The following is a 17754-nucleotide window of genomic DNA, read 5'->3' as shown; positions in this document are numbered from 1 at the left end:
CCCACCTCTTAACGCAAGCTTTCTTGCATTATGGCACGAGGGCGGGCGCCGGTCAGGAGGCGGTGACGCGGCGCAGGTTCTCGACCGAGCCGGGCTCGTCCTTGAGGCGGCGGTCGCGGTCCGCGAGGAAGGCCGCGCCCAGCTCCTCGCGGCGCTTCATCGGCACGTTCTCGCGGGCGCCGTTGAGGATGGTGCGCTCCTCCTCGTCGGTGTGGTGGGTGATGGCCTCCACCAGCTCCTCCAGCTTGGAGTCCCACTCCTCGGAGCCGACCTCCTTCACCTCCAGCAGGTGCAGGAGGGCCTCGTTGCCCTCGTCGTGCTCGTGCTCGCCGTGCTCGACCTCTTCGTCGTCGATGTTCCGGTACCGCTTCAGGGCGGGGTAGACCTCCGCCTCCTCCGCCAGCGCGTGCGCGACCAGCAGATCGGCGAACTCACTGAGCGCCGCCGCCCGGTCCGCCTCGACGCTGCGCATCAGCCGGAACAGGTCCTCCATACGGCGGTGGTCCTGGAGGATGAGTTCGACGACGTCCTGGGTCTCGGCCATGAGGGGTACCACTCTCGTGCGAGGTATGCGAAGTATTCGGGCCCTCACCGTGTACCCCCGCCGTGCGCAGGGATGACTAGCCGTGCGGGGCGGGATCAGGTTCGGCTTCGCGGGGCCGGGAGCGCCTTCGTCATGCCCGGCAGGAAGTCGTTGAAGAGTTCGTGGACCTCCAGGACCAGCGGGCGCAGGACCCGGAAGCGGGACAGGGCCACACCGCGTGCGGTGAGGCGGGCGCCTCGGCGGGCCAGGCGGTAGCTGCGCTCGCGGTTCTCCGTACGGTCGAAGACCCAGTAGAGGACCAGGCCCATCTGGGAGAGCCACATCAGCTCGGGCAGGGCGTCGCGCAGCTCGGGGGAGACCTTGGACTTGGAGCCCGCCAGCACCTCCCGGTGCACGCTGATCGCCTGCTCGCGGGCGTGCTCGCTCTCCGCGGAGAAGGGGCTGAGCGGGCTGTCCGGGTCGGCCGCGTTCTTGAAGAACTGCACGGCGAACTCGTGGTACGGCTCCGCGATGTCCAGCCACGCGGTCAGCACGCCCGCGAGCCGCGCCTCCAGGTCGGTCTCCGTCCGCAGCACCGACCGGGCCGCCACCTGGTGCTCGGCGGCGATCCGGTCGTAGAAGCCCTGGATCAGGTGCTCCTTGCCCGCGAAGTAGTAGTAGGCGTTGCCGACCGAGACGCCTGCCTCCTTGGCGATGGCCCGCATCGTGGTCTTGTCGTAGCCGTTCTCCTGGAACAGTCGCATCGCGGTCTCGAGGATCAGCGCGCGGGTGTGTTCCGACTTGCTCTGGGGTCCGGCCTCGGGGCCGTCGTTCTTCGCGGGCACGTAGGGAGCCTAACCAGTGGGGCAGGTGCCGTCGGCGCAGGACGGGGGGTCGTAGACCCAGCCCTGCTCGGGCAGGTACCGCCAGCCGTCCGTACGGCTGTACGTGCCCTGCCCGCCCCACTGCGCGCCCCGGTACTTGGCCGCCGCCAGCACCGCGCCCCGCGCCAGGAACGCGCCGGTCGGGGTGCTGAGCCGGTGGGCCAGCGGGCGGTGCTCGCGCAGGGCCCACAGCACCACGATCCAGGCCGCCGTACCCCGGTACACCTGCCCGGAGTCCCCGATCACGGTGACCTCCTCCAGGGTGGCGGCCGGGTCCACACCGGGGAACCGCGTCCGGGCCTCGGCCGACCCGGCGGGCACCAGCTCCAGCGGGACCAGCTTCGGCTGCCGTGCGAGCCAGTCGCGCAGGTGGGTGCAGAGGCCGCACGCGGCGTCGTAGAGGACGGTCAGCCCCCGGACCGGGGCGCTCGTGACGCCCCGGTCCACGGTCCCGCTCACGCCCCGGCCGTCGGCGCGACCCACCCCTGCGGGGCGACCGGCGGCTGCGTCTCGCGCTCCATCAGGCCCCGGCGGCGGATCTTGTTCAGCACGAAGACGTTGCCCAGGTGCATCACGCCGAGGACCAGCAGCACCACGCCGAGCTTGGCCGAGAGGGCCTCGAAGATGCCGCGGGTGTCCGTGATGGTGCCGTCGTCGTTCAGGTAGAGCGCCACGAAACCGAGGTTGACCAGGTAGAAGCCGACCACCAGCAGGTGGTTGACGGCGTCCGCGAGCTTCTCGTTGCCGTGCAGGACGTCGGCCAGGAAGACCCGGCCGTTGCGGCTGAGCGTACGGGCGACCCAGACGGTCAGTCCGATGCTGACGGCCAGGTAGATCACATAGGCGATGACGGTGCGGTCCATGCCCCACCCCTTCTTGAACGCGTTCAAAACGCTGACAGGGATGACTGTAGACCTGTTTTTGAACGTGTTCAACCGAGGGGGATGAGGTCTGGAATCTCAAGCCCTGCGGGCGAGTTCGGGGCGCTTGGTGTAGTCGGTGAAGCCGAAGACGTTGCCCCACGGGTCCGCGAACTCGACGGTCCGCCCGGTCGCCGTCGACATCGCCTCGTCCACGGGCTCGATCCCGACCGCCGCCAGCCGTCGCGCCGCCGCCCGCGCGTCCGGCACCTCCAGCCACAGCCGGGACGCGGGCCAGGAGGGCGGCCGCTGCCCGAGCCCGTCTTCATGGCGCAGCAGGATGCCCGGCGTCTCCCCGCCGACTCTCAGGAGCGCGATCCCACCTTCATCGAACCGGAACCCCACGGTGAACCCGGCCCGCTCGTAGAACCCCACCGCCTCCCCGAGATCCCCCACGGGAAGTACCACGTTGTCGAACCCCAGCAGCTCATGCGCTTCGTCGTCTGACATGGCGTCAGGCTAGGGGTGACCTCCGGGATACGGGCCGGGCCGCCCGCACCCGACCCCCGCGATCACTCGTTGAGCCGAGAACTCAGCGGCGGATCAGTGACGGATCAGCGGCGGATCACATCCCGCTCAGCGACCGCGCGTAGGCGACCTGGGCCATGACCGCCGGGAAGGCGTCCTGCCGGTGGGCCGGGATCATCGTGGAGTGGTGCCGACCCGCGCTGGTCACGCTGACCTGGATGTAGCCCGTGGTCTTCTTCTCCTTCATCAGGAGGAAGAACAACCCGAGCAGGCAGAAGATGAAGAAGACGATCGCCAGCACGATGGCGTGCGGCGGGATCTTCTCCTCGGTGTGGGAGAGGTCGGTGGCGTTCCAGAACGCGCCCCGCAGGGGCAGCGTTCCCGCCGGGGTGATGATCTGGTCACCGACCACCGTGATGTCCCCGAGGGTCAGCAGCGGGGCTCCGCCCGGGGCGGGGGCCTGCTGCGGGAAGCCGTATCCGGCGGGCGGCGGGGGCGGCGGGTACGCGGGGTAGCCGTAGCCGGGCGCCGCCGGGGGAGTCCCGGGGCCCCACTGCGGGTTCTCGCCGGGCTGCGGGTACGGCTGGGTCATGCTGGTGGCCCCCTGTGTCATGCGATGTCCTGGCGGAGCCATCCTGCCAGTCCAGCCGCGGCGGCCAGAAACGAATCAAGAACGCCGGGGGCGACCCGCCTCGATGATCGCGGCCACGTCCAGGGTGACCTCCGCCCCGATGGAGTCGGGGAGGTCGACGGTCTCGCCGGGGGAGTGGATGCGGTGGGTGCCGTAAGTGCCCTCGATGGGCTCGGTGAGGACGTGGAGACGCTGGTGCTTGCGGTCCACCACGACGTAGACGGGGACCTTGGCCTGGGCGTAGGCGCCGACCTTGGTCTTCAGGTCGTCCTTCCAGTTGCCGGAGGTCACTTCCAGGACGAGGCGGAAGCAGGCGGGGTCGTATGCGGTGCCCTCGATGACGTGATCGTCGATGTCACCGTCCACGACGGCGAGGTCGGGGATGGCGTAGTCCTCGCCTCCGGGGAGCCAGATCGAGACGTTCTGGACCACATCGGCTTCGCCGTCGTACAGGCCGGCCGCGAGGAACGGCCGCATGAGGCCGGTCAGGGCACGGGCGTGCGGGGCATCCGGGGACGGTGTCACGAGGAGGTGGCCTCCGATGATCTCGACGCGGTAGCCCGGATGGCGCTCCATGATCTCGGCGGCGATCGCCGTCAGCGAGAACGGCTCGTCGTCGGCGAAGGGCTGCTCTACGGATGCTGCGGACATCGCGATGCCTCCCAGGGGCTGGTCGAGGCCATCATCGTAGGCCGTATCGCCCCCTGCGTCCCGAACGATCACCTTCACCCGAACGTGTCCGCGGACCCGCAGGAGCGGCGTGAGCCAGGGCTCCTCAACTCGGGCCCTGTGTCCGACGCTTGTGCCAGACTTTCGGCATGGACATGGGGCGGGAGTCGCGGTGGGAGAAGGACGCGATGACGGTGGAGATCGTCTTCGGCCTGGTGACCGCGGTCGCCCTCGCCGCGCCGGTGTTCGCCGTCGCCCTCGCCCTCGACCACTTCCTCGCCCTCTCGGGATCGGCGTCCAGAGGTGCGCTGACGGGAGGAGCCGTGGCCGCGGCGGCGGTCGGGCTGTGGCGTCTGGTGCGGGTGTTGCACCGCTTCGACGTGGAGCGCCGTAACGGCCGCTGGCGGCGCTCGGTTCCGCCGTGCCCGTGATCAACGGGGGAGCGCGGCCCGTTCGGCGTCGGGCTTCGTCTCGTGGCGGGTCGTCGGGAGGTCCCGGACTCGGCGGATCGGGGAGCAGAGGAGGATCAGGGCGGCCAGGGGGATGCCCGCCGTCGTGAGGGCCATCGCCGGGCGCAGGCCCAGCGTGGTGCCCAGGGTGCCGCCGAGCAGGGCGCCCAGAGGGATCGCCCCGTAGCTGAGGAACGCCGTGCTCGCGGCGAGGCGGCCGAGGAGGTCCGGCGGGCAGTAGCGCTGCTGGAAGCTCGCCTTGATGACGTTGCCCGCCACGACGCCCGCGGAGACGCTGAAGCCGCCCGCCACGAAGAGCAGCGTCCCCGCCCCGCCGCTGGTCAGCGGGATGAGCAGGCCGAGTACGGGCAGGCCCAGCTCGAACAGCAGGGTCGCGCGGGCCGTGCCGACCCGCCGGGCCACCCGGCGCGCGGCGAACGCACCGGCCACGCCCCCGGCGCTGGCCGCCGCGATGAGCCCGCCGACCGTCCCCGAGGCCAGTCCGACGCCCCGGACCAGGAAGACCACCTGGATCGACTGGTACCCCATCAGGGCGAGGTTGGAGGTCGCCCCGAACAGGGTGAACGTGCGGAGCCAGGGGTCCGTGGCGATCAGCCGCAGGCCCTCGCGGACCTCGGCCACCAGGGATGTGGGGCGAGGCCCCGCGCGGCCGTCGCGCGGCTCGCGGTGCCGGATGCCCGCCAGGCACAGCAGGGAGACCAGGAACGTCGCCGCGTTGGCGAACATCCCGTTCACCGCGCCCGTCAGCTGGGCGATCAGGCCGCCGGAGCCCAGCCCCGCGATCTGCGCCGCGGACGCGCTGCCGTGCAGCTTGGCGTTGCCCTCCGGCTGGTCGGCGGGTTCCAGGAGGCCGGGGAGATAGGCGCTGTAGGCGGTCTGGAAGAACACCGCCGCCGTGCCGGTCAGCAGCGCGACCGCCAGCAGCAGCCCGACGCTCAGCCGCCCGGACCACGCGGCGAGGGGGACGCAGGCGAAGAGCACGAGGGAGACCGCGGCGGCGGCCAGCATGACCGGCCTGCGCGGCAGCCGGTCCACCCAGGCGCCCACCGGCAGGCCGATGACCAGCCAGGGTGCCCAGGCGGCCGCGCTCAGCAGGCCGACCTCGAACGTGTCGGCGTTCAGGGTGGAGACCGCGACCAGCGGCATCGACACCCCGGTGACGGAAGCGCCGAACTTGCCCGCGGTCTCGCCGCACCACAGCAGGCGGAAGTCGCGGTGGCGGCGCAGCAGGCCGCCGCGTAAGCCCCGGCTCATGCGGAGCCACGCTCCTTGCGGGGGAAGGACTGGAGCTGCACGACGACCGGGAGCGCGTCCGGTGCGGGCTCGGCGTCCGGGGCCGGGGTGTGGCGGGCGATGACCGCCGCCAGCTCGGCGTTGAGAGCCGTCAGCTGCTCCGGGGTCATGCGCAGGTCGCTCCAGTCCGAGACGGTGCCCGCGCTGTGCCACCGCTCGTCCCAGTCCTCGCCGAGATAGCGCACGACCCGGTTGAAGTACCGCTGCACCAGCTCGTGCAGATAGACCGAGAGCGCGCCGCGGGTGTCGGGATCGTCGCGGAAGTCGGTGGTGTTCAGCTGGTTCGTGACGGCAGTCCGCTTCCACCAGCGTTCCCGTTTCGTGCCCCGCCCGGTCTCCTCCTCGATGAAGCCGTGTTCGGCGAGGTGGCGCAGGTGCCAGCTGACCGTCCCGGTGTTCTCCCCGAGGCGTCCGGCGAGCCCGGTGGCGGTGGCGGGGCCGTCCAGGCTGAGCATTTCGAAGATGCTCATCCGCAGCGGATGGGCGAGCCCGCGAAGGCTCCGCGCGTCGAGGCGTCGGGTCGGCTTGGCGGGCGGTGACGGACGTTCCGGTGTGTCGGCCATACGCCTCACCGTAGGGTGCAGAGGGTTCTCTGCATAGAGGTATCTGCAAAGAAGTCTCTGCAACATGTCGGCACCAACGCCGAAGGGCCCCGCTCCGGAATCGGAGCGGGGCCCTCTTGAGGGAGTGTCAGAAGCGGCGGGTGATCAGGGCGCGCTTGACTTCCTGGATCGCCTTCGTGACCTCGATGCCGCGTGGGCAGGCGTCCGTGCAGTTGAAGGTCGTGCGGCAGCGCCAGACGCCGTCGCGGTCGTTGAGGATCTCCAGGCGCTGCTCACCGGCATCGTCGCGCGAGTCGAAGATGAAGCGGTGGGCGTTCACGATCGCGGCCGGACCGAAGTACTGGCCGTCGTTCCAGAACACCGGGCACGACGAGGTGCACGCGGCGCACAGGATGCACTTCGTGGTGTCGTCGAACCGCTCGCGGTCCTCGGCGGACTGCAGGCGCTCACGGGTGGGCTCGTTCGTGTCGTTGGTGACCAGGAACGGCATGACGTCCCGGTACGCCTGGAAGAACGGGTCCATGTCGACCACGAGGTCCTTCAGCGCGGTCAGGCCCTTGATGGGCTCGACCGTGATCGGCTTCCCGGGGTTGACGTCCTTGATCAGCGTCTTGCAGGCCAGACGGTTCTTGCCGTTGATCCGCATCGCGTCGGACCCGCAGATGCCGTGGGCACAGGAACGCCGGAAGGTCAGCGTGCCGTCGTGGTCCCACTTGATCTTGTTGAGCCCGTCGAGGACGCGCTCCTTGGGGTCCATCTCGAGCTGGAAGTCCTCCCAGTACGGCTCCGCCGTGACCTCCGGGTTGTACCGGCGGATACGGAGGGTGACCGTGATGTAGGGGGACGCGGCGGACGCCGCCTCGGCCTTGTCCAGAACAGGGGTAGCCATCAGTACTTACGCTCCATCGGCTGGTAGCGGGTCTGGACGACCGGCTTGTAGTCGAGACGCACGGTCTCCGAGCCGTCGTCGCCGACCTCGCGGTACGCCATCGTGTGACGCATGAAGTTGACGTCGTCGCGGTTCGGGTAGTCCTCGCGGTAGTGGCCGCCGCGGGACTCCTTGCGGGCCAGCGCGGAGATCGCCATGACCTCGGCCAGCTCCAGCAGGTTCCCCAGCTCGATGGCCTCCAGCAGGTCCGTGTTGAACCGCTTGCCCTTGTCCTGGATGGACACGTTCAGGTACCGCTCGCGCAGCTCGGCGATCTTCTCGACCGCCGTCTTGATCGTCTGCTCGGTACGGAACACCATGACGTTGGCGTCCATCGTCTCCTGCAGCTCCCGGCGGATGTCGGCCACCCGCTCGGTGCCGGTGGCGTCCCGCAGCCGCTCGATCTGCGCGACGACCATCGCCTCGGGGTTCTCCGGCAGCTCGACGAAGTCCACGGTGTGGGCGTAGTCGGCGGCGGCGATGCCCGCGCGGCGGCCGAACACGTTGATGTCCAGCAGCGAGTTGGTGCCCAGCCGGTTGGCGCCGTGCACGGAGACACAGGCGACCTCGCCGGCCGCGTACAGACCCGGGATGACGGTGGCGTTGTCCGCCAGGACCTCACCCTCGACGTTGGTCGGGATGCCGCCCATCGCGTAGTGCGCGGTGGGCTGGATCGGGATCGGGTCCGTGTACGGCTCGATGCCCAGGTAGGTGCGCGCGAACTCGGTGATGTCCGGCAGCTTCGCGTCGAGCTGCTCCGGCGGCAGGTGGGTGAGGTCGAGGTAGACGTGGTCGCCCTCGGGACCACAGCCCCGGCCCTCGCGGATCTCGGTGTAGATCGAGCGCGAGACGACGTCACGGGACGCGAGGTCCTTCATGACCGGCGCGTACTTCTCCATGAAGCGCTCGCCGTCCTTGTTGCGGAGGATGCCGCCCTCACCGCGGGCGCCCTCCGTCAGCAGGATGCCCATGCGCCAGATGCCGGTCGGGTGGAACTGGAAGAACTCCATGTCCTCCAGCGGGATGCCCCGGCGGAAGCACGCGGCCTGGCCGTCACCGGTCAGGGTGTGCGCGTTGGACGTCACCTTGAAGAACTTGCCGGTGCCGCCGGACGCGTAGATCACGGACTTCGCCTGGAAGACGTGGATCTCGCCGGTGGCCAGCTCGTACGCGACCACGCCGGAGGACGTCTTGACGCCGTCGACCTCGGTGATCAGCTGGTCCAGGACGTAGAACTCGTTGAAGAACTCCACGCCCTCCTTGACGCAGTTCTGGTACAGCGTCTGGAGGATCATGTGGCCGGTGCGGTCGGCCGCGTAGCAGGACCGGCGGACCGGGGCCTCGCCGTGGTTGCGGGAGTGACCGCCGAAGCGGCGCTGGTCGATCGTCCCGTTGGGCGTCCGGTTGAACGGCAGGCCCATCTTCTCCAGGTCGAGGACCGCGTCGATGGCCTCCTTCGCCAGGATCTCGGCGGCGTCCTGGTCGACCAGGTAGTCACCGCCCTTGACCGTGTCGAAGGTGTGCCACTCCCAGTTGTCCTCCTCCACGTTGGCCAGCGCGGCGGCCATGCCGCCCTGCGCCGCCCCCGTGTGGGAGCGGGTGGGGTAGAGCTTGGTCAGCACGGCGGTGCGGCTGCGCTTCGTGGACTCGATGGCCGCGCGCATGCCCGCGCCACCGGCGCCGACGATGACGGTGTCGTACTTGTGGATCTTCATGATTCTCGCAGCCCCGTGCCTAACGGATGTTCGGGTCGAAGGTGAAGATCACCAGCGTGCCCAGCAGGATGGTGAACACCGTGGCCGTGTAGAGCAGGCCCTTGAGCCACAGGCGGGTGTTCACGCGCTCCGCGTAGTCGTTGATGACCGTGCGCAGGCCGTTGGCGCCGTGCAGCATCGCCAGCCACAGCATCAGCAGGTCCCAGACCTGCCAGAACGGGGACGCCCAGCGACCGGCCACGAAGGCGAAGCCGATCTTGGAGACGCCGCCGTCCAGCACCAGCTGGATCAGCAGGTGGCCGAGGACGAGGACGACCAGCACGATGCCGGACAGGCGCATGAAGAGCCAGGCGGCCATCTCGAAGTTGCCCCGCGTGGACTTCGGGGTCTTCTTGGTACGGGTGCGCGAGCGCGGCGCGTCGAGGGACAGCGCGTAGGCGTCCTCGGCGGCGTCCGCGGAGGAGCCCGTCAGATTGATCTCAGAGGTGGACATCGGCGTCAGCTCCCGAACAGGACACGAGCGGCGTGGCCGAGGACCGGGTACAGGGCGCCGGCCATCAGGATGATCCAGACGCCGAGGACGCTCCACAGCATCTGCTTCTGGTAGCGCGGGCCCTTCGACCAGAAGTCGACGGCGATGACGCGCAGACCGTTGAGCGCGTGGAAGAGGATGGCGGCCACGAGGCCGTACTCCAGCAGCGCGACGATCGGTGTCTTGTACGTGGCTACGACCTTGTCGTAGTCCTCTGGGGAGACACGCACGAGGGCGGTGTCCAGCACGTGGACGAACAGGAAGAAGAAGATGAGGACGCCGGTGACTCGATGAGCCACCCAGGACCACATACCTTCCCGGCCGCGGTACAGCGTTCCAGCCGGCACGGAAGAACCCTCCGGATGCGGGGACTAGGGCCGCGCCGGCTTCACTGTCGGTCGGGCCCGGCCGGGTACGGTCCACCGGCCCTCAGCATCGTATCCATGAGGTGCGGTGCGGCTGACGGGGGGCCTGTTTCGGATGATCCGGCCGGTTGTGGGTTTCCGGCTCATGGGCATCCGGGGCGGTTCGCCCGTTATACGCCGTGCCGGGGCGCGTAGTGGCTGGTCGCGCGGGTGCCGGAGCCGCCCAGATGGGTCGCGAGCCGGTGCCGGGCCAGGCCCCGCAGCTCCGCGGCGGCGACCACCCGCTCGTCCTCGGGATCGTTCGCCAATCGTGACCGGATTCCGTCCAGGACGCGGTCCAGCGCCTCGCCGGGGGAGGAGCCGCCCGGGGCGATCACGAAGACATGGCCGAAGCGGGCCTCGTAGGCGGCGTGCGCGGCGCTCAGGGCGGTGTGGGCGGCCGAGTAGGTGTCCTCGGGCAGCTCGGGCAGGGACTCGCCCGCCAGGGCGTCGGCCAGGTCGACGACCCGCAGGTCATAGGCCGCCTCGTCCGCCGCGGCCAGCAGGGCGGCCAGGTCGGGGTAGGGGCGGTGCTCGGCGAGCCGGTGCGCCCAGCGGGCGTTGCGCAGACAGCGCAGGAGCAGCGCGCGGGCCTCCTCGGCCGGTGCCAGGTTGAAGGCGTCGAGCGGGGTGGGGAGATACGGCGAACGGTGCGCAGGCAGCGTAGGTCCTCATGGGGAGGGGGAACAGGGGCGTGCCGTGATGACAAGGGGCGGCAGGGGGAGCTGTGAAGGATGTGCCGACACGTTATCGAGAGTGGTCACTGTGTGTCCGGCTGATGCCCGAATTTCACTCGGACGGGAGAGTTTCAGAACGTCTCGGTGACGGGTGAACGGCGTTTCGGTCGTACGTTGGGAGAGTGAGCCAGCACAGACACCGTGCTCCGGCACGGCAGCTGAAACGGAAGCGGGCCCTCATGGCCGCCGCGGTCGTCGGAACCGTGGTGACCGGGGTGGGCGTCGGCGTGTGGGCGTCATCCGGAGGGGGTGGTTCCGGTGGAGGCTCGGACGCGGGCGCGGTCGGCGCCTCCCGGCAGGCCGACCCGCCGACCCCCTCGCCCAGCCGCTCGTACCCCATGTCGAAGGCGCCGCAGACCATCCCGGCGGTACGCGAGCACACCGCGGCCCGCGGGCCCGGCTGGAAGCCGCAGGACGGCGGCCGGGTGGTGGTCACCGACCCGGCGCTGGCCGACGAGGGCAAGCTCATAGCGGGTGAGCTGGGCCTCGACTACGGCGGCGAGAAGAACGACTCCAAGGCGGGCGACGTCCGCCTCGGCCTCGGCGGGAGCGGCAACCCGGAGTCGTACACCATGACCGTGCGCGATGGCCGGGTGGACATCAAGGGGCCCGCCGACGCGGGCGTCTTCTACGGGACCCGGACCCTCAAGCAGGAGGTCCACGGCGGCGGCACCGCCCCCGAGGGCGTCGTCAAGGACGAGCCCGCCAAGCCCTCACGCGGCTTCATGCTGGACATCGCGCGCAAACCGTTCTCCGAGACCTGGATCGAGGACCGGATACGCGAACTCGGCGATCTGAAGTACAACGAGCTGGGACTGCACTTCTCGGACGACCAGGCGTTCCGCATCCAGTCCACCAGCCACCCCGAGATCGTCTCCAAGGACCACCTCAGCAAGGCGCAGGTCAAGAAGATCGTCGACCTGGCCGCCGCCCGGCACATCCAGATCGTGCCCGAGATCGACTCGCCGGGGCACCTGGGCGCCGTCATCGCCGCCCACCCCGATCTCCAGCTCCGCAACGTCAACGGCAAGGCGACGCGCGGCGCGATCGACATCTCCAAGCCCGAGTCCGCGAAGATCGTCGACGATCTGCTCGACGAGTACGCGGACCTGTTCCCGGGCACCAAGTGGAACCTGGGCGGTGACGAGTACCAGGCGCTGGTCGTCTCCGACCCCGAGGCGTCCTACCCGCAGCTCGCCGCCGCCGCCCGCGACGCCTACGGCGCGAACGGCAACGTCGCCGACCTCACCACCGGCTGGCTCAACGGCCGCGCGGACACCATCCGGGCCCACGACCGCACCATGCGGGCCTGGAACGACGGCTTCCTGCGCGGCTCCTCGATCCAGCCCGCCAGGGACATCCAGGTCGCCTACTGGACCGGCAAGGAGATCGGCGCCCGGCCCCCGGTGGACTACCTGAGCGCGGGCCGCAAGGTCTACAACTACAACGACGAGTACCTGTACTACGTCCTCGGCGAGCCGAACGACTTCACCTACCCGACCGGCCAGCGGATCTACCAGGAGTGGACCCCGCGCGTGATCCGGGGCACGAGCGCGGTCCCGGCCCAGTACGACGGTCAGATCCTCGGCGGCTCCTTCGCCGTGTGGTGCGACTTCGCCAACGCCCAGACCGAGGGCCAGGTCGCGTCCGGCATCCGGATGCCGCTGCGGGCCACCGTGCAGAAGCTCTGGGACCCGGGGCAACCACCGCTGTCCTGGCCGCAGTTCAAGGAGCTGTCGAACAAGCTGGGCTGAGTGGACGGAATGTGGGCGTAACACGTAAGTTTCCGTGTTCGCTCGTGTGTACGCGGCTCTGGGGAGGGCCGCGTACTCCGTTTCAGCCGTACCGGGGGGAACACCGCCATGATCTGCGCCAGTTGCCACAGCACCGAGGCCGTCACCGGGGAGACGCGGTGCGCGCGTTGTGCGCCCGCCGTGCCCCTCGCGCCCTTCGTGCCACCGGGGCCGCCGCTGCGTTCGCCCGTCGGCCTGGGGCGGGCCACGGTGGTGATGCTCGGGGTGATGGGCGCCAGTGACGTGTTCTCGCTCTGGGGCGACTGGCGGATGCCGCACAGCCGGACGATGGTGGCCTTCGCCCTCGCGCAGGGAGTCCTGCTGCTCGCCACGGCGGTCGTGTACCTGTGCTGGCTGTGGCGGGTGCGGACCAACGCCGAGGTCTTCGACGCGAGTTCGCAGAGCAAGGCGCGGTGGTGGACGATCGGCGGCTGGTTCGTCCCGTTCGTGAACTTCTGGTTCCCGCGCCGGATCGTCCTGGACGCGTGGGACGCCAGCGCGCCGCAGGGGCGGCCGGCCGGGCATGGTCTGGTCGACCTGTGGTGGACGGCCTGGGTGGCCGGGCTGGTCGCCGACCGGCTGCTGCGGGTGGAGACCGGGGCGGGGATGCTCGCCGTGGCCGACGGCATCGACCTCGTCGCCGCCGTGCTGGCCGCCGTGGTGGTCCTGAAGCTGACCCGGATGCAGCACGAGAAGGCGCTCCAGGGGCCGTTGCTGCCGACCACCGCTCTTGGCTGAAAAACAGTGACTGTGACACTCCGGGCCCGTCGCACGCAGTAAGGGGAAATGCGGGCTCCGTACAGGCGGTGCCCAGGCGAGGGAGGCATTCCATGAGCCTGGAGGATCTGATCGCGCAGGCCGACGCACGCGGGCTGGCCGCGAGCGGGCTGGCTTGTTCGGATCGGTGCGTGTCCTTGCTCGTCGACGACGACGAGTTGCTGCGGCCGTTGTGGGCGCATCTCGTGGACGACTCCGACTGGTCCGAGAGCCTGGAGAAGGTGAGAGCCGCGCTGGACGCGGCGGACCCGGCCTCCGGTTCCGGTGCGGACGAGGCGGCGGGACTGGCGCGCCGGATGCTGCTGACGGCTCCGGCCGAGCGGAGCGGGGCGGCGCTGCGGGAGTGGGCCGACGCCTGCTCGCTGGCTTCGCTGCGGCTGCACCGCCTGCTGGACCCGGCCGACCCCGCCGAGCCGTCCGAGGGCGCGCTGACGGCCGGGTCCGACGAGGCGGTCCGGGGCGCCGACGGCGCGGAGGAGGCGCCGCCGCTGGTCGCCGCCGAGCTGGGTCGGCAGATCGTCGTCCTGCAACTCCTCGCCGAGCACGGCCCGCAGGGTCTACGGCGTGCGGTGGACGTGTCCGGGGAGGGGCGCCGGGTGCTGCGCGCGGTGGTGTCGCGCCGGGCGCGCGGACGCGGCTGAGCGGGCCGCCACGGGTTCAAACATGATCTCCGGGCGGGTTCTGTGTCCGTCTTGGGAGTGCGATGGGGCGGTCCTGCGCCGGTTGCCGAAACGGCGCCGAATCGTGTGACGCGCGGCTGGTCAGGACCGCTTACCCCTATGTGACTACCCAGTACGCAACAACGCAGACGGACTACCGCCCCTCGGCCGCGGCACGCCCCGCGCGGTGGGCCGCGGACACGGTCGCCACCATGCGCGAGGGCGCCCGCCTCCGCCTCGACTACTCCACCCAGAGCCTGTGGCGGGTGGACCGCGTCATCGAGGAGATCCGCCGCGACCATCCCCCGTACGAGGCGGTGGCCCGCGTGCTGCGCGGCTTCGGCGCCTACACCGGCGAGGTCATCGCCCGCGAGACGGGCGCGGAGTGGTGCGCCACCGCCGACACCCACTGGCTCCGCACCCCGGACGGCCGCATCTGGGACCCGGTGTCGGAGGCGCGGCGCGCGTTCACCGGCGAGGGCTCCCTGCGAGGTCTGTGCCGCGAGGCGACGGGGTCCTACTGAGCCGCCCGCTGCCCGAACCAGCAGATGCCCACGTGATCGAGCGGGTCCTCGCTCTCCCGCATCCCCCGCTCGATCCTCCCGAGGATCTGGTCCCGCGAGAGATCCCAGGGGATCACCCCCTCACCGTCCCGCGGGCTCATGTCGCCCACCACGACGCCCCGGTCCAGCAGGTCCCCGACCAGTTCGAGCACCACCGCCCGCGCCTCGGGCCCGGTGCCGCCCGCGACCGTCTCGGCGGCATCCCATACGGGCGTGAAGTACACGGGCGCCATCTCCGTGTAGCGCACCAGGTAGTCGAGTTCGGCTCGGTACGTCTCGCCGGACGGCACGGGGTTCTCCTTGGCTGCGGCCCGGTCCGAGGGGCCGGGGAGGCGGTCGCGGCCAGAGCAACGGCCGGAGCCGCCACCCCCCACAGGAGAGACCCCGGCCGTTGCGTGGTGCGGACCGCGGGCGGTCCGTAACTTGTTCTGCGTCATGACCGCGTCATGTGTCACACCCTGGGCGTGTCACGAGTCAGTTGCATCTTCCACAGACATGGACGAGCAGCGGTTTCAGGCCGTAACGTGCCTTTCGCGCCGACCGAGGACGGGCGTAAAGGGAGTGCGGTGCAGGGGGACGACGCGGAGTTGACGGCCGCGGTGCGTGCGGCTCAGGCGGGGGACGAGACCGCGTTCCGCATGGTGTACCGCGCGGTGCACCCACGGCTGCTCGGCTATGTACGCACGCTGGTCGGCGACTTGGACGCCGAGGACGTCACGTCCGAGGCGTGGCTCCAGATCGCGCGCGACCTCGACCGGTTCAGCGGGGACGCGGACCGGTTCCGGGGCTGGGCCGCGCGGATAGCTCGCAACCGCGCCCTGGACCACATACGGATGCGCGGCCGCCGCCCGCTGATAGGCGGCGACGAGACCGAACTGACCGGCCGGGCAGCCGAGTCGGACACCGCCGGTGAGGCCATCGAGGCCCTGACCACCGACGGCACCCTCTCCCTCATCGCCCGGCTCCCGCAGGACCAGGCCGAGGCCGTCGTGCTGCGCGTGGTGGTCGGGCTCGACGCCAAGACCGCCGCCGAGACGCTCGGCAAGCGCGCGGGCGCCGTCCGTACCGCCGCGCACCGGGGCTTGAAGCGGCTCGCCGAACTCCTCGGCACCGACCCGGAATCGACGGGCGTGCTCGACGCGCTCCCGCCCCAGCGAACTGCGCGCGGTGGCGCGGTGCGGTCCGCGAGTGTGACGCATACGCGTACGCGGACGCAGAAGGACATGTGATGGCCGACGAGCACGACAAGTGGCTGGACGGTGAGACGTCGGAACGTCTGCTGCGCGGCGAGCCGTTGGAGCCCGTCGACGCCGACGCCCGCGTCCCCGCCGACCGGCTCGCCGGACTGCTCGGCGCCCTGGCCGCCCACGGTGCGCCCGCACTCGGTGAACTCCCCGGCGAGAAGGCCGTGTTGGCCGCGTTCCGGGACGCGCGGGCGACGGTGCCCGTCGAGAGCGCGTACGGGTACGGTGACGCGGGCCTCGTCCGCATCGGCGCCCCCGCCCCTCGTACCCGCCGCTCCCGCTGGGGCAGGCCCGTCCGGTTCGGCCTCGCCGCCGCGCTGGCCGCGGGCACGCTGGGCGGGGTCGCGGTGGCCGCGGGGAGCGGGGTACTGCCCGGCCCGTTCCGGCACGACACCCCCCGCCCCGGCGCCTCCGTCTCCGCCGCCGCCACCCCGGCCCGGCCCAGCGACCCGGCGTCCCCGACCCCGTCACCCGGCACCTCGGGCACCCCGGACGTCACCCCCGGCGCACCGGCACCGGACGACTCCGATGTGGAGGCCGGGGGCGCGGGCCCGGACGAGGCCACCGGACGCGCGGACCGGCCCGCCTCCGGCGAGCCCTCCTACCGGCCCGGCACCCGCTGGTGGGCGGCTACGACGGCCTGCCGCGACCTGCGGGACGGCCGGGAGCCTGAGCCCGGGAACCGGCGCGCCCTGGAGGGCCTGGCGGGCAGCCCGACGCGGGTCAAGACGTACTGCCGGGCCATGCTCGCGGCCGTCGACCCGGACGTCTCCGCGCGGCTGCGCGACCGCCGGAGTACGGGCGGCGGGACGGGCCAGGGATCGAGCGACGGCAAGGGCGACGGCATAGGCGACGGCAAGGGCGACGGACTGCACGACGGCGACCAGGGCGACCCCGGCGACCAGAGCGGGAGCGGCGACGACGGCCGCGTGCCCCGCACCCGTACCCGCACCCGCCTCGACCTCCCCTCCACCCGCCAGATCCCCTCTGACCTGCGACTTTGTCACTTCCGAAAATTTGTTTCGGAAAGGTGTGACGTTTCTGGACGCGCCGGCGCAGTACTGAGTGAGCCGACTGGTCATCGGCCGTCGCACTGAGCCGGGGTTCCCCCCGTACCTCAAGGCTCGTGCACCGGCGCGGGCGGGACACGTTCCCCCGGTCCCGCCCGCGCCCTCAGCTCACCGGTACACCACGACCTTGTCGCCGTCGCGGACCTGCGCGAAGAGCGAGGCGATGGCCCCCTCGTCCCGGACGTTCACGCAGCCGTGCGAACCGCCCGCGTAGCCGCGCGCCGCGAAGTCGTAGGAGTAGTGGATCGCCTGGCCGCCGCTGAAGAACATGGCATACGGCATCGGGGAGTCGTAGAGCGTCGACACATGGTGTCGGGACTTCCAGTAGATGCTGAACACACCCTCGCGGGTGGGGGTGTACTGCGAGCCGAAGCGGACCGAGACCGTGGTCAGGGTGCGGCCGTCGACCATCCAGCGCAGGGTGCGGCTGGTCTTGCTCACGCACAGCACCCGTCCGGTCAGACAGCGCGGGTCGGGCGCGGCGGCGGGCTGGCCGCCCATCAGATACAGCTCCCACTTGCCCGGCAGGTGCGTCATCGCCGCCAGCCGCTGCCAGGTGACGGTGTCTGTCCGGCCGGTGCGGGGCAGCCCGCGCTTGCCCTGGAAGCCGCTGACCGCCTGCTCGGTGAGGTCGTCGTACTCGCCGGTCGGCCCGTCGTTCAGCCACTCCACCTGACGGAGGCGTGCCTGCAGCTCCCGGACGCCGGTACCGCTGTCCCCGCGCGCGAACAGGGCCCGAGGCGTGATGTGGGCCCGGGCGGACGGCGTGTCGAAGTGGACCGGGTACTGCGGCTTCCCGTCGGCCCCCTCCGGCGGTGGCTTGCACCCTCCGAGCGCCACGGCGAGGGCGGCGGCCGAGGCGAACAGGGCGACGGTTCTCCCCGGAATCCTCATGCCGGAGATGCTTCCCC

General features: G+C 71.0%; 23 protein-coding genes. 7 read left to right on the top strand and 16 right to left on the bottom strand.

The features are described from left to right. Window positions 1-52: 52 nt before the first annotated feature. From ACI2LY_RS12145 to ACI2LY_RS12115, 7 genes are all read right to left on the bottom strand, one after another. Entirely contained in the window at window positions 53-544 is a 492-nt protein-coding gene (locus tag ACI2LY_RS12145; RefSeq protein WP_404707069.1) for a hemerythrin domain-containing protein, read from the bottom strand. 95 nt (window positions 545-639) lie between these two features. Beyond that, the gene (locus tag ACI2LY_RS12140; protein WP_404707068.1) at window positions 640-1368 is read right to left on the bottom strand and encodes a TetR/AcrR family transcriptional regulator; all 729 of its coding nucleotides are present in this window, start codon (window positions 1366-1368) and stop codon (window positions 640-642) included. A gap of 9 nt (window positions 1369-1377) precedes the next feature. Continuing rightward, window positions 1378-1866 (bottom strand): thiol-disulfide oxidoreductase DCC family protein, encoded by a 489-nt coding sequence (locus ACI2LY_RS12135; protein ID WP_404707067.1) that lies wholly within the window; start codon window positions 1864-1866, stop codon window positions 1378-1380. Beyond that, window positions 1863-2270 (bottom strand): hypothetical protein, encoded by a 408-nt coding sequence (locus ACI2LY_RS12130; RefSeq protein ID WP_393914921.1) that lies wholly within the window; start codon window positions 2268-2270, stop codon window positions 1863-1865. Before ACI2LY_RS12130 ends, ACI2LY_RS12135 begins: the two co-directional genes overlap by 4 nt. Before the next feature lie 96 nt (window positions 2271-2366). Beyond that, window positions 2367-2777: a VOC family protein gene (locus tag ACI2LY_RS12125; RefSeq protein ID WP_404707066.1), complete on the bottom strand. Its 411-nt coding sequence runs from the start codon at window positions 2775-2777 to the stop codon at window positions 2367-2369. 115 nt (window positions 2778-2892) lie between these two features. After that, a complete protein-coding gene (locus ACI2LY_RS12120) occupies window positions 2893-3408 on the bottom strand; it encodes a hypothetical protein (RefSeq protein WP_404707065.1) in 516 nt (171 codons plus the stop codon). A 54-nt stretch (window positions 3409-3462) separates the two neighbouring features. Next, window positions 3463-4077 (bottom strand): Uma2 family endonuclease, encoded by a 615-nt coding sequence (locus ACI2LY_RS12115; RefSeq protein WP_404707064.1) that lies wholly within the window; start codon window positions 4075-4077, stop codon window positions 3463-3465. A 167-nt stretch (window positions 4078-4244) separates the two neighbouring features. Here ACI2LY_RS12115 and ACI2LY_RS12110 point away from each other — a divergent pair, with 167 nt between their 5' ends. Next, window positions 4245-4526 carry a DUF6332 family protein gene (locus tag ACI2LY_RS12110; protein ID WP_404707063.1) on the top strand — a complete coding sequence of 94 codons (282 nt, stop codon included), beginning with the start codon at window positions 4245-4247 and terminating at the stop codon, window positions 4524-4526. Here the strand turns inward: ACI2LY_RS12110 and ACI2LY_RS12105 are convergent, their stop codons facing one another. The 7 genes from ACI2LY_RS12105 to ACI2LY_RS12075 all read right to left on the bottom strand — a co-directional run bounded on the left by ACI2LY_RS12105 (window position 4527) and on the right by ACI2LY_RS12075 (window position 10662). Next, on the bottom strand, window positions 4527-5819 hold the full coding sequence (locus ACI2LY_RS12105; protein WP_404707062.1) for an MFS transporter: 1293 nt from the start codon (window positions 5817-5819) through the stop codon (window positions 4527-4529). Next, window positions 5816-6421 carry a helix-turn-helix domain-containing protein gene (locus tag ACI2LY_RS12100; RefSeq protein ID WP_404707061.1) on the bottom strand — a complete coding sequence of 202 codons (606 nt, stop codon included), beginning with the start codon at window positions 6419-6421 and terminating at the stop codon, window positions 5816-5818. Before ACI2LY_RS12100 ends, ACI2LY_RS12105 begins: the two co-directional genes overlap by 4 nt. 127 nt (window positions 6422-6548) lie before the next feature. Further along, complete coding sequence (locus ACI2LY_RS12095) at window positions 6549-7310, bottom strand: succinate dehydrogenase iron-sulfur subunit (protein ID WP_388996496.1); 762 nt, start codon at window positions 7308-7310, stop codon at window positions 6549-6551. After that, on the bottom strand, window positions 7310-9064 hold the full coding sequence (gene sdhA / locus ACI2LY_RS12090) for a succinate dehydrogenase flavoprotein subunit (RefSeq protein ID WP_404707060.1): 1755 nt from the start codon (window positions 9062-9064) through the stop codon (window positions 7310-7312). The genes ACI2LY_RS12095 and sdhA overlap by 1 nt, the downstream gene beginning before the upstream one ends. Window positions 9065-9083: 19 nt before the next feature. Beyond that, complete coding sequence (locus ACI2LY_RS12085) at window positions 9084-9557, bottom strand: succinate dehydrogenase hydrophobic membrane anchor subunit (RefSeq protein WP_030806556.1); 474 nt, start codon at window positions 9555-9557, stop codon at window positions 9084-9086. Window positions 9558-9562: 5 nt separating this feature from the next. Beyond that, window positions 9563-9943 (bottom strand): succinate dehydrogenase, cytochrome b556 subunit, encoded by a 381-nt coding sequence (gene sdhC, locus ACI2LY_RS12080; protein ID WP_037774792.1) that lies wholly within the window; start codon window positions 9941-9943, stop codon window positions 9563-9565. Window positions 9944-10131: 188 nt separating this feature from the next. After that, window positions 10132-10662 (bottom strand): 2-oxo-4-hydroxy-4-carboxy-5-ureidoimidazoline decarboxylase, encoded by a 531-nt coding sequence (locus ACI2LY_RS12075; RefSeq protein ID WP_404707322.1) that lies wholly within the window; start codon window positions 10660-10662, stop codon window positions 10132-10134. A 254-nt stretch (window positions 10663-10916) separates the two neighbouring features. Here ACI2LY_RS12075 and ACI2LY_RS12070 point away from each other — a divergent pair, with 254 nt between their 5' ends. The 4 genes from ACI2LY_RS12070 to ACI2LY_RS12055 all read left to right on the top strand — a co-directional run bounded on the left by ACI2LY_RS12070 (window position 10917) and on the right by ACI2LY_RS12055 (window position 14490). Beyond that, window positions 10917-12491, top strand: a complete 1575-nt coding sequence (locus ACI2LY_RS12070) for a glycoside hydrolase family 20 protein (protein WP_404707321.1) — start codon at window positions 10917-10919, stop codon at window positions 12489-12491. A 108-nt stretch (window positions 12492-12599) separates the two neighbouring features. After that, window positions 12600-13268 carry a DUF4328 domain-containing protein gene (locus tag ACI2LY_RS12065; protein WP_404707059.1) on the top strand — a complete coding sequence of 223 codons (669 nt, stop codon included), beginning with the start codon at window positions 12600-12602 and terminating at the stop codon, window positions 13266-13268. A 92-nt stretch (window positions 13269-13360) separates the two neighbouring features. Beyond that, window positions 13361-13948, top strand: coding sequence for a hypothetical protein (locus ACI2LY_RS12060; RefSeq protein WP_404707058.1), 588 nt, complete (start codon window positions 13361-13363; stop codon window positions 13946-13948). A 140-nt stretch (window positions 13949-14088) separates the two neighbouring features. Continuing rightward, window positions 14089-14490 (top strand): hypothetical protein, encoded by a 402-nt coding sequence (locus ACI2LY_RS12055; protein ID WP_404707057.1) that lies wholly within the window; start codon window positions 14089-14091, stop codon window positions 14488-14490. On the opposite strand, the gene ACI2LY_RS12050 is transcribed toward ACI2LY_RS12055, so the two are convergent. Beyond that, window positions 14484-14819 (bottom strand): hypothetical protein, encoded by a 336-nt coding sequence (locus ACI2LY_RS12050; protein WP_404707056.1) that lies wholly within the window; start codon window positions 14817-14819, stop codon window positions 14484-14486. The two genes, ACI2LY_RS12055 and ACI2LY_RS12050, sit on opposite strands and share 7 nt — an antisense overlap. A 276-nt stretch (window positions 14820-15095) precedes the next feature. Here ACI2LY_RS12050 and ACI2LY_RS12045 point away from each other — a divergent pair, with 276 nt between their 5' ends. Next, entirely contained in the window at window positions 15096-15758 is a 663-nt protein-coding gene (locus ACI2LY_RS12045) for an RNA polymerase sigma factor (RefSeq protein WP_404707055.1), read from the top strand. Continuing rightward, window positions 15758-16870, top strand: a complete 1113-nt coding sequence (locus ACI2LY_RS12040) for a hypothetical protein (RefSeq protein ID WP_404707054.1) — start codon at window positions 15758-15760, stop codon at window positions 16868-16870. The genes ACI2LY_RS12045 and ACI2LY_RS12040 overlap by 1 nt, the downstream gene beginning before the upstream one ends. A gap of 81 nt (window positions 16871-16951) precedes the next feature. Here the strand turns inward: ACI2LY_RS12040 and ACI2LY_RS12035 are convergent, their stop codons facing one another. Beyond that, on the bottom strand, window positions 16952-17737 hold the full coding sequence (locus ACI2LY_RS12035) for a L,D-transpeptidase family protein (protein ID WP_404707053.1): 786 nt from the start codon (window positions 17735-17737) through the stop codon (window positions 16952-16954). Between the last annotated feature and the right edge of the window lie 17 nt (window positions 17738-17754).

The sequence above is a fragment of the Streptomyces sp. NPDC002176 genome, assembly GCF_044903645.1.
Lineage (GTDB): Bacteria > Actinomycetota > Actinomycetes > Streptomycetales > Streptomycetaceae > Streptomyces.
This window is presented reverse-complemented; position numbering and strand designations above follow the sequence as displayed.

What these genes read in the sequence shown, in the direction of transcription:
- ACI2LY_RS12040 (WP_404707054.1), top strand. Translation starts at nt 15,758, where the DNA reads ATGGCCGACGAGCACGACAAGTGGCTGGACGGTGAGACGTCGGAACGT.
- ACI2LY_RS12115 (WP_404707064.1), bottom strand. Translation starts at nt 4,077, where the DNA reads ATGTCCGCAGCATCCGTAGAGCAGCCCTTCGCCGACGACGAGCCGTTC.
- ACI2LY_RS12125 (WP_404707066.1), bottom strand. Translation starts at nt 2,777, where the DNA reads ATGTCAGACGACGAAGCGCATGAGCTGCTGGGGTTCGACAACGTGGTA.
- ACI2LY_RS12110 (WP_404707063.1), top strand. Translation starts at nt 4,245, where the DNA reads ATGGACATGGGGCGGGAGTCGCGGTGGGAGAAGGACGCGATGACGGTG.
- ACI2LY_RS12035 (WP_404707053.1), bottom strand. Translation starts at nt 17,737, where the DNA reads ATGAGGATTCCGGGGAGAACCGTCGCCCTGTTCGCCTCGGCCGCCGCC.
- ACI2LY_RS12100 (WP_404707061.1), bottom strand. Translation starts at nt 6,421, where the DNA reads ATGGCCGACACACCGGAACGTCCGTCACCGCCCGCCAAGCCGACCCGA.
- ACI2LY_RS12065 (WP_404707059.1), top strand. Translation starts at nt 12,600, where the DNA reads ATGATCTGCGCCAGTTGCCACAGCACCGAGGCCGTCACCGGGGAGACG.
- ACI2LY_RS12130 (WP_393914921.1), bottom strand. Translation starts at nt 2,270, where the DNA reads ATGGACCGCACCGTCATCGCCTATGTGATCTACCTGGCCGTCAGCATC.
- ACI2LY_RS12120 (WP_404707065.1), bottom strand. Translation starts at nt 3,408, where the DNA reads ATGACACAGGGGGCCACCAGCATGACCCAGCCGTACCCGCAGCCCGGC.
- ACI2LY_RS12105 (WP_404707062.1), bottom strand. Translation starts at nt 5,819, where the DNA reads ATGAGCCGGGGCTTACGCGGCGGCCTGCTGCGCCGCCACCGCGACTTC.
- ACI2LY_RS12070 (WP_404707321.1), top strand. Translation starts at nt 10,917, where the DNA reads ATGGCCGCCGCGGTCGTCGGAACCGTGGTGACCGGGGTGGGCGTCGGC.
- ACI2LY_RS12145 (WP_404707069.1), bottom strand. Translation starts at nt 544, where the DNA reads ATGGCCGAGACCCAGGACGTCGTCGAACTCATCCTCCAGGACCACCGC.
- sdhA (WP_404707060.1), bottom strand. Translation starts at nt 9,064, where the DNA reads ATGAAGATCCACAAGTACGACACCGTCATCGTCGGCGCCGGTGGCGCG.
- ACI2LY_RS12095 (WP_388996496.1), bottom strand. Translation starts at nt 7,310, where the DNA reads ATGGCTACCCCTGTTCTGGACAAGGCCGAGGCGGCGTCCGCCGCGTCC.
- ACI2LY_RS12085 (WP_030806556.1), bottom strand. Translation starts at nt 9,557, where the DNA reads ATGTCCACCTCTGAGATCAATCTGACGGGCTCCTCCGCGGACGCCGCC.
- ACI2LY_RS12060 (WP_404707058.1), top strand. Translation starts at nt 13,361, where the DNA reads ATGAGCCTGGAGGATCTGATCGCGCAGGCCGACGCACGCGGGCTGGCC.